This is a genomic window from Nonomuraea basaltis (genome assembly GCF_005893125.1).
Lineage (GTDB): Bacteria > Actinomycetota > Actinomycetes > Streptosporangiales > Streptosporangiaceae > Nonomuraea > Nonomuraea basaltis.
This window is the reverse complement of sequence record NZ_VCJS01000163.1, coordinates 20453-29079: the sequence shown is the minus strand read 5'-3', so window position 1 is coordinate 29079 and position 8627 is coordinate 20453. Positions and strand designations below refer to the sequence as shown.

The 8627-nt window shown below is 70.1% G+C and carries 8 protein-coding genes; 3 read left to right on the top strand and 5 right to left on the bottom strand.

All coding sequences use genetic code 11. The features are described from left to right. Positions 1-135: 135 nt before the first annotated feature. A complete protein-coding gene (locus tag EJK15_RS48320; protein ID WP_138717205.1) occupies positions 136-780 on the bottom strand; it encodes a biliverdin-producing heme oxygenase in 645 nt (214 codons plus the stop codon). Between the two features lie 128 nt (positions 781-908). Further along, a complete protein-coding gene (locus EJK15_RS48315; RefSeq protein WP_138717204.1) occupies positions 909-1754 on the bottom strand; it encodes an alpha/beta hydrolase in 846 nt (281 codons plus the stop codon). 204 nt (positions 1755-1958) lie between these two features. Here EJK15_RS48315 and EJK15_RS48310 point away from each other — a divergent pair, with 204 nt between their 5' ends. Together EJK15_RS48310 and EJK15_RS48305 are read left to right on the top strand one after the other, a co-directional pair. Further along, positions 1959-2210, top strand: a complete 252-nt coding sequence (locus tag EJK15_RS48310; RefSeq protein WP_138717203.1) for a type II toxin-antitoxin system Phd/YefM family antitoxin — start codon at positions 1959-1961, stop codon at positions 2208-2210. Beyond that, on the top strand, positions 2210-2632 hold the full coding sequence (locus EJK15_RS48305; protein ID WP_138717202.1) for a type II toxin-antitoxin system VapC family toxin: 423 nt from the start codon (positions 2210-2212) through the stop codon (positions 2630-2632). Before EJK15_RS48310 ends, EJK15_RS48305 begins: the two co-directional genes overlap by 1 nt. A gap of 27 nt (positions 2633-2659) precedes the next feature. Here EJK15_RS48305 and EJK15_RS48300 read toward each other — a convergent pair whose 3' ends face one another. The 3 genes from EJK15_RS48300 to EJK15_RS48290 form a co-directional block, all read right to left on the bottom strand. Continuing rightward, positions 2660-3901 carry a phenylacetate--CoA ligase family protein gene (locus tag EJK15_RS48300; protein ID WP_240777684.1) on the bottom strand — a complete coding sequence of 414 codons (1242 nt, stop codon included), beginning with the start codon at positions 3899-3901 and terminating at the stop codon, positions 2660-2662. A 141-nt stretch (positions 3902-4042) separates the two neighbouring features. Next, on the bottom strand, positions 4043-4699 hold the full coding sequence (locus EJK15_RS48295; protein WP_138717200.1) for a response regulator: 657 nt from the start codon (positions 4697-4699) through the stop codon (positions 4043-4045). A gap of 22 nt (positions 4700-4721) precedes the next feature. Continuing rightward, on the bottom strand, positions 4722-6062 hold the full coding sequence (locus EJK15_RS48290; RefSeq protein WP_138717199.1) for a sensor histidine kinase: 1341 nt from the start codon (positions 6060-6062) through the stop codon (positions 4722-4724). Between the two features lie 176 nt (positions 6063-6238). On the opposite strand from EJK15_RS48290, the gene lon reads away from it, so the two are divergent. Further along, positions 6239-8596: an endopeptidase La gene (gene lon, locus EJK15_RS48285; RefSeq protein ID WP_138717198.1), complete on the top strand. Its 2358-nt coding sequence runs from the start codon at positions 6239-6241 to the stop codon at positions 8594-8596. Positions 8597-8627 lie beyond the last annotated feature (31 nt).

Sequence of the window (8627 nt, the reverse complement as noted above, 5' to 3'; positions counted from 1 at the left end):
ATCCCCGGACCACGGACACGATCCGCGCCGCCCGGATACGGCCAGAACGCGGGCGACCAGAACGCTCAACACCGTTCGGAGCGTTCGGCTGAGCATCTGCAACTCATGCTCAGTCCTTAGGAACGGTGCGGGAGTCTAGGCGGCGGCCTTGACGACGTGCATGAGCTCCGTCAGCACCTCTGTGTTCAGCTGGTAGGCGAGCTTGACCTCGCGGATGATCCGCTGCCGCTCCCGCTCGTCCGGCTCCAGGGCATCCAGGCGCGCCCGGTACTCGTTCTTGAACCGCGGCAGGCTTCCCAGCTCGTCGAAGATGTAGAAGTCGACGCCCCCGCCCTTGGCGTACCCGTAGATCTTCTGCAGCTCCATCCGGATGAACTGCCCGCCGGACAGGTCGCCCAGATAGCGGGTGTAGTGGTGGGCGATGTAGCCGCCAGGCCAGTCAGACACCTGGTGGATCCTCGCGACCAGGGTCCCGGTGGACTTGGACGGCGTGATCCGGTCCCGCCAGGCCGGCCCGTAGATCGTCGCCAGGTCCCGCTCCAGCGCCCGCTCCCGATACAGTTCTGGAAACACGAACCGGCCGGCCACCGGATGATCGGCGAGCTGCCGGGAGACTCCGTCGAGGGCGACGTACGCGAAGTAGTGCTGGGCCACCATCTCGCCGTACTCGTGCTCGTTCAACCGGCCGCCCATCAGCTCCGAGAGATAGCCCTCGGACTCGGCCGACTGGTGGTCGCCCCAGGTGGCGTTCCTCAAGGTCTCGGAGAACGACGTCGTCACGGCCCACCTCTACTCGCTCTAACGTTTCATGACGAAGTGTCACAAACGAGGGCGGCGTACGTCAAGCTGTTACGACACCGTGTCATTAAAGCGCCTCTCCAGGTTGCACATACCCAGAAAAGGGGGAGTCAAGAGGTCACCTGCTCGGGGCGGCCGAGGGCGATCAGGGTGAGGTTGCGCAGTGACGGGGTGCCAGGGGCGAAGTAGTCGCTGTGGCCGCCGGGGCCCGCCTCGAAGATCCGCGCGCCGTAGCCGGGGCTCATGGGGTCCGTGCCGAAGCCGAGCGAGCCGATCTTGATCTTGGGTACGAACCTCACCCAGTCGTCCTCCCCGAGCCCCGCCCACACGCGTAACGGTGAGTGCGGCACGGCGCCCGTCTCGTGCCTCGCCTGGTGCGCCACCTGGACGGCCTGGGGCACCGCTGCTCGGAGGGCTGCATCGGTGGTGGGTTGGTGGCGCGGTGGGCCGGTCAGGGCGGTGGCGGACGGGGTGTCGAGGCCGGGGCTGCCGAAGACGGCCAGGTCGGCGACCGGCAAGCCGGGGACGGCCGTGGCGCACACCACCGAGCCGTAGCTGTGGCACAGCAGCGCGATCGGGGCGGTCGTCCGAGTCCGCAGCTCGCCGACCGTGCGGCGGAGCTCGGCGGCGCCTTCGACGGCCGCGTCGTCGGTGATCGCGCCGAGGCTCAGCGTCGGGGGAGAGTCGTAGCCCAGCCAGGCCACCACGGCCAGCCGCTCCTCGGGAGCCAGCCGGGCCGCCTCCGCCAGCAGCGCTCGTGCCGCGCCCCCTGGTCGTTTCGTGCCGTTGTCGAACGTCGCCACCGTGGTGTCCGCGCCGGGCACGATGACCGCGACCCGCTCGGCCGTGGCCAGCTCGCCGTATACCTTCACCAACCTTCCGCCGGGTTGCCCCGGCCACATCAAGACCGTGCCGGTCGCTGCCAGGACTCCCGCGAGTGCAAGCCGTCTGAGCATGCTGCGACGTTACGGAGCGTGGCCGGCCGTGCGCGTCACCATGAGGTTTGAACTTGCGCGTAGTACCAGAGGTGGATCGCGGCTACCTGGCGCGCCCATCGTGGTGGCCCAGCTGATCGATCGACTGGTCGGGTGACGTCTGTCGCTGCATGTGATCTTGCATTGGCCTATTCTCAATCTAGACGGACTAGACAGGAGGCTCTCGTGGGCGGATGGCAGGTTCAGGAGGCGAAGCAGCGCTTCAGCGAGGTCGTACGGCGGGCGGTCAGTGAAGGTCCGCAAGTGGTCACGCGGCACGGAGAGGAAGTGGCCGTGGTGATCGACATTGCCGAGTATCGCCGTCTCAAAGGCGACGCTCCGGACTTCGGGCGGTTCCTTCTCGCTGATCCCGACTGGGACGACGATATCGAGTTCCCGCGGAACCGGGACCTCCCCCGAGAGGTGGATTTCGACTGATGGGCGTCGGCTACCTGCTCGACACGAATGTGGTCTCCGAGGTTCGTAAGCGAAAGGGAAGCTCTCACGTCAGGGACTGGATAGGTGGGGCTCACGGGCCCACGCTCTATCTCAGCAGCTTGACGGTCGGTGAGATCCGCAGCGGAGTCGAGCTCCGCCGGCGCAGGAACCCAGCGCAGGCGACGATTCTGGAACGCTGGCTTCATGGACTTCACCGGCAGTTCGGTGATCGCATCATTCCCATCACCTCGGAGATCGCGGAAGAATGGGGACGCCTGAATGCCGTCCGCCCGCTTCCGGTAATGGACGGGCTGATCGCCGCGACGGCCAGAGTGAACGGGTGGACGCTGGTGAGCAGAAACGTCGAAGACTTCGAGGGGACGGGTGTGTCCGTGGTCAATCCCTTCGAGCCGCTGCCTTGACGAAGGGACGCGTGGCCCGGCGAAAGATCAACCTCGCGTGTAGCGGTGCTTGGAGCCCGGCGGGAAATACTCCGGGTCGCCGGCCTCGCGCAGGCGGATGAACGGCATCTGCCGGCCCGGCGGCACGTAAGCGGCGAACTCGCTGTTCAGCCGCAGGAGCTGGGCCAGGATCGACTCGCCCACGGCCTGCGCCGTCTCGTCGGCGGGCTTCTCGCCCGGCATCAGCTCCACCGTCACCGTCAGATGCCGGTCGTGCCGGTCGTCCTCCACCACCTCCATCACGAACTTGCCCGTCACCGAGCCGCTGACCTCAGGCTGCTCCAGGCCGACGGCGATGTTCTCCGGGTAGACGTTCGCGCCGTAGTAGGACACCGTGAAATGGCTGCGGCCGAACACGTAGACGAACGGCCGCTCGGGGCTCCGCGTGCCGGGCTCGAAGCCGCGCCGCCGGACGAAGCCCAGCATGCGGTCGTACGGGATCACGCCGCCCTCGTCGGCGATGTGGTAGCGGATGAGCGGGATGCCGTTGTCGCCCGAGAAGAGCAGCGTGCCCTGGTGCTCCTCGAAGAAGCGGACCTCCGGGTCGTACTGGACGAGGGTCGGCAGCCTGGACTCGCCGAACAGCTCCCTGGCCGTCCCCGGCCAGCTCGACAGGAAGCGGCGGATCTCGACGGACAGCGCGGTCTCGTTGCCCAGGACGCCCGCGTCGGCGGTGCCGTACAGGGAGGCGATGCCGCGTACCGGATCGGCGATCCCGGCGCGCTCCGCGACCAGGGTGCGCCACTCCTCGCTGAAGACCTCGCCCGCCGTGACCAGCTTGACGTTCCAGGCGGCCCAGGGGAGGTCCTCGGAGTCGATGATGTTCTTCAGGAACGGCGGGTAGCCCAGGAGGACCACCTGGTCGAAGTGCGGGGCCAGCTCCGGCAGGACGCGGGCGATCTCCCTGCGGTCCGTGCCGGGGGCGACCACCGTGATCGGATAGCCGCGTTCGGCCAGGTAGCGGCAGCAGTTGACAGTGAACAGGCCGCCCACCCAGGTGCCGAGGGCGAAGCAGACCACGGCCAGCGTACGGCGCTCGCGGGCGGCGAAGGAGTCACTGAAGACCTCCTCGAAACGGGCCGCGATCACCCGCTCGTCCGACGCCGAGCGCGGCCAGAACGACGGCTCGCCCGTCGACCCCGACGACACCGCGATCATGTCGCCGATCAGGCCGTCCCTGCACAGATCGGGCAGGGCATGGCGACGGGTGTACGAATCCTTCGTGGTCATCGGCAACCCCACAAAATCATGAAATGTCCTGATTTCTGTGGGATCTATGTGGTTTTCCGCCAGAAAGGCCCTATAGGCGGGAACGGTGGCCGCCACCTGATGGAAGAGCTCAACCGGGTCCATCAACCGACTGTACGGCGGTCAGTCCCCAGGACGCACTAGCCCGGTCTCGTACGCGAACACGATCGCCTGTGCCCTGTCGCGCAGCCCCAGCTTCATCAGCACCCGGCCGACATGCGTCTTGACCGTCTGCTCCGCCACGAACAGCTTCTCCGCGATCTCCTGATTGGACAGCGCCTGGGCGACCAGCGTCAGCACCTCGGTCTCGCGCTCGGTCAGCTCGGCCAGCCGCCTGCCCGCCGCCGGCCGGGGTGCGCCCATCTTGGCGAACTCGTGGATCAGCCGCTTGGTGATCGCCGGAGCGATGAGCGCCTCCCCGGCCGCCACCACCCGCACCGCCTCCGCCAGCTGCGCCGCGGAGGCGTCCTTCAGCAGGAACCCGCTGGCCCCCGCCCGCAACGCCTCGTAGACGTAGTCGTCGAGGTCGAACGTCGTCAGGATCAGCACCTTCGGCGACGCCCGGCGCGACAGCAGCTCCCTGGTCGCCTCAAGGCCGTTCATCACCGGCATCCGCACGTCCATCAGCACCACGTCGGGGCTCAGCGCGGCGGCCTGCTGCACGGCCTCCCGCCCGTTCGCCGCCTCGCCCACGACCTCGATGTCCGGCTGCGCGCTCAGGAACACGGTGAACCCCGTCCGCACCATCCCCTGGTCGTCGGCGATCAGAACCCGGATCACGTGTTCCCCCTCGTGTGCCCCATCATGTGGTCTCCCCGTTCGTTGCCGGCAGCGTCGCGCGTACCTCGAAGCCACCGCCCGGAGCGGGACCGGCGTCGAGGCTGCCGCCGAGCAGCGCCGCTCGCTCCCGCATCCCCACCAGTCCCTGGCCCGCGCCGGGCGCCGGGCCGGGCGCCGCGCCCGGCCCGTTGGCCACCCGCAGCCGCAGCTCGTCGCCGTCCCGCCTGAGATCCACCGCCACGGCCGCGCCGGGCGCGTGCCGCATCGCGTTGCTCAGCGACTCCTGCACGATCCGGTACGCCGACAGCCCCACGGCGGGCGGCAGCCCGTCGAGCCGCCCGGCCCGCTTGACCAGCACGGCCAGCCCGGCGGCGCGGGCGTTGGCGACCAGCTCGTCCACCCGGTCGAGCCCCGGCTGCGGCGCGGTGTCGGTGCGGCCGTCCTGGTCGCGCAGCACGCCCAGCACCTGCCGCAGCTCCGCGATCGCCTCCAGCGACAGCCCCCGGATCTCCGCCAGGCCCGCCTCCAGCTGCGCGGGATCGCCCGCGGCCCTGAGCGGCACCGCCTCCGCCTGGATCGCGATCACCGACATGTGGTGCGCGACCACGTCGTGCAGCTCGCGGGCGATCCTGGCCCGTTCCTCCAGCACCGCCTGCGCGCTCTCGGCCAGCCGGCTGCGCCGCTCCTCCGCCACGAGCCGCTCCGTGGCCGTCCGCCTGGTCCGGACGTTGTAGCCGAACAGCACCGCGACCGACACGACGAGCGCGATGAGCGGCATCGAGTTGGGATGGACGATCCAGGCGGCCAGGACCGTGATGATCCAGACCGCCAGCGTGATCTGCCGGTCGCAGCGGACGGCGACGGAGTAGAGGACCATCAGGTATGTCAGGCCCGCCGGCACCATGTAGGGCGGCTCCATCGCGCCGGTCGTGACGGTCACCCAGATGGTGAAGGGCATCACCACGGCCGCGACCCGCCAGGCGGCCAGTGGCCACCGGTCGCGCAGCGCCAGGGGCAGCGCGACGGCCACGCCGGAGAGGTGGGCGAAGGACTCCGGGATCGACGCGCTCGCGGCCGAGCCGATCCAGTCGGTCACCATGGCCTGCGTCGGTCCGTACACGAACAGGGCCAGCACCAGCTCCGCCACCTGGACGAGGTTGTACGTCTTGAACGGCACCAGCAACCCGAGCCGGCGCGGCACGTTGAAGGTCAGCCGCCGGGACCGCGGCGGCGGGTCGGCGTCGCCCTGGAACAACGCCAGCCCGAACGGCCGCACGACCGCCCGCCCGGCCCGGCCGAGCCGCCCGCCCCGCCGATCGGAGAGCCGCCGGCCGGGCTGGCGGGCGCGTCGGACGGAGATCACCTGGTCGAGCTTACGGTCGCGGCGCCCCGATGGCGTCACCCCCAGGTTTGATCCAGCCCTCACCCCGAGGTATCGCTTACATGATTACGATCGCCATGAGCGAACATCAACAAGGAAGGGAACAATGGCGGGCTCCAATGAATTGAGTGGGTATAACTCAACCCTTTGGAGTTCGCATGAGTGAGAGCTTGATCCTCCCGGTCCTGCCGCTGGACGACGAGGTCGTCCTGCCGGGCATGGTGGTTCCGCTGGACCTGTCCGACTCCGAGGTGCGCGCCGCCATAGACGCGGCCCGTGCATCCGGTGGCAACAAGCCGAGGGTCCTCCTCGTTCCCCGGATTGACGGCCGCTACGGCGCGATCGGCGTACAGGCGGTGGTCGAGCAGGTCGGGAGGCTGCCGGGCGGCGAGCCCGCGGCGGTGGTCCGCGGCGTCGACCGCGTCCGCGTGGGCACCGGCACGACCGGCCCCGGCGCCGCACTCTGGGTCGAGGCCGACACGATCGACACCGTCGCCGCCGGCGAGCGCGCTCACGAGCTGGCCAAGGAGTACAAGGCGCTGGCCACCACGATCCTGCAGAAGCGCGGCGCCTGGCAGGTGGTCGACCAGGTCAACCAGATCGACGACCCGTCGGTGCTGGCCGACAGCTCCGGCTACACCCCTTGGCTCACCACGGCGCAGAAGGTCGAGCTGCTCGAGGCCGCCGACCCGGCCGACCGGCTGGCCAGGCTGACCGAGTGGTCCCGCGAGCACCTCGCCGAGCTCGACGTCGCCGAGACGATCCGCAAGGACGTCCAGGAGGGCATGGAGAAGCAGCAGCGGGAGTTCCTGCTGCGCCAGCAGCTCGCCGCCGTCCGCAAGGAGCTCAAGGAGCTCAACGGCGACGCCGAGACCGAGGAAGAGGACTACCGGGCCCGCGTGGAGGCCGCCGACCTGCCGGACAAGGTGCGCGAGGCCGCCCTCAAGGAGGTCGACAAGCTGGAGCGGACCTCCGACCAGTCGCCCGAGACCGGCTGGATCCGCACCTGGCTCGACACCGTGCTCGACATCCCCTGGAACGACCGCACCGAGGACAACTACGACATCGGCGGCGCCCGGGCCGTGCTCGACGCCGACCACACCGGCCTCGCCGACGTGAAGGACCGCATCATCGAGCACCTGGCCGTGCGCAAGCGCCGCCAGGACAAGGGTCTCGGCGTGGTGGGCGGCCGCCGCAGCGGCGCCGTGCTCGCCCTCGCCGGCCCTCCCGGGGTCGGCAAGACGTCCCTCGGAGAGTCCGTGGCCCGCGCGATGGGCCGCAAGTTCGTACGTGTCGCGCTCGGCGGCGTACGCGACGAGGCGGAGATCCGCGGCCACCGGCGCACCTACGTCGGCGCGCTGCCCGGCCGCATCGTCCGCGCCATCCGCGAGGCCGGCTCGATGAACCCGGTCGTGCTGCTCGACGAGGTCGACAAGGTCGGCGCCGACTACCGCGGCGACCCGACGGCCGCGCTGCTCGAGGTGCTGGACCCGGCGCAGAACCACACGTTCCGCGACCACTACCTCGAGGTCGAGCTCGACCTGTCCGACGTGCTCTTCCTGGCCACGGCCAACGTCCTGGAGGCCATCCCAGGGCCGCTTCTCGACCGGATGGAGGTCGTCACGCTCGACGGCTACACCGAGGACGAGAAGGTCGCGATCGCCCGCGACCACCTGCTGCCGCGTCAACTCGAGCTGGCCGGGCTGACGGCCGGCGAGGTGACCGTCGAGGACGACGCGCTGCGCAGGCTGGCCGCCGAGTACACCCGCGAGGCCGGCGTGCGCTCGCTCGAGCGGGCGGTGGCCAGGGTTCTGCGCAAGGTGGCGGCCAACGACGAGCTGCCCGTCACCGTCGGCGAGGGCGACCTGGTCGGCTACCTCGGCCGGCCGCGGTTCGTGCTGGAGTCGTCGCTGCCCGAGGCCACCCAGCGCACCTCGGTGCCGGGTGTGGCGACGGGCCTGGCGGTCACCGGGGCCGGTGGCGACGTGCTGTACGTCGAGGCGTCGCTGGCCGACCCGGAGACCGGCGAGACCGGGCTCACGCTGACCGGCCAGCTGGGCGACGTGATGAAGGAGTCGGCCCGGATCGCGCTGTCCTACCTGCGCTCGCACGGCGCGGAGTTGGAGCTGCCGGTCACCGCGCTGAAGGACCGCTCGGTCCACGTCCACTTCCCCGCCGGCGCCGTGCCCAAGGACGGCCCCTCGGCCGGTGTGACGCTGACGACCGCGCTGGCCTCGCTCCTGTCCGGCCGCCTCGTGCGGAGTGACGTGGCCATGACCGGCGAGATCTCGCTGACCGGGCGGGTCCTGCCGATCGGCGGCGTCAAGCAGAAGCTGCTGGCCGCGCACCGGGCGGGCATCACCACCGTCCTCATCCCGGCCCGCAACGAGCCGGACCTGGACGACGTGCCCGAGGAGGTCCGCAACGAGCTGACCATCCACCCGGTCGGCGACGTGCGCGAGGTGCTCGACATCGCGCTCGCCCCGGCCCAGGTCGCCTCTTCGGTCGCGGCCTGACCCGCTGCCCGCCGTACCCGGTGTCAGTCCG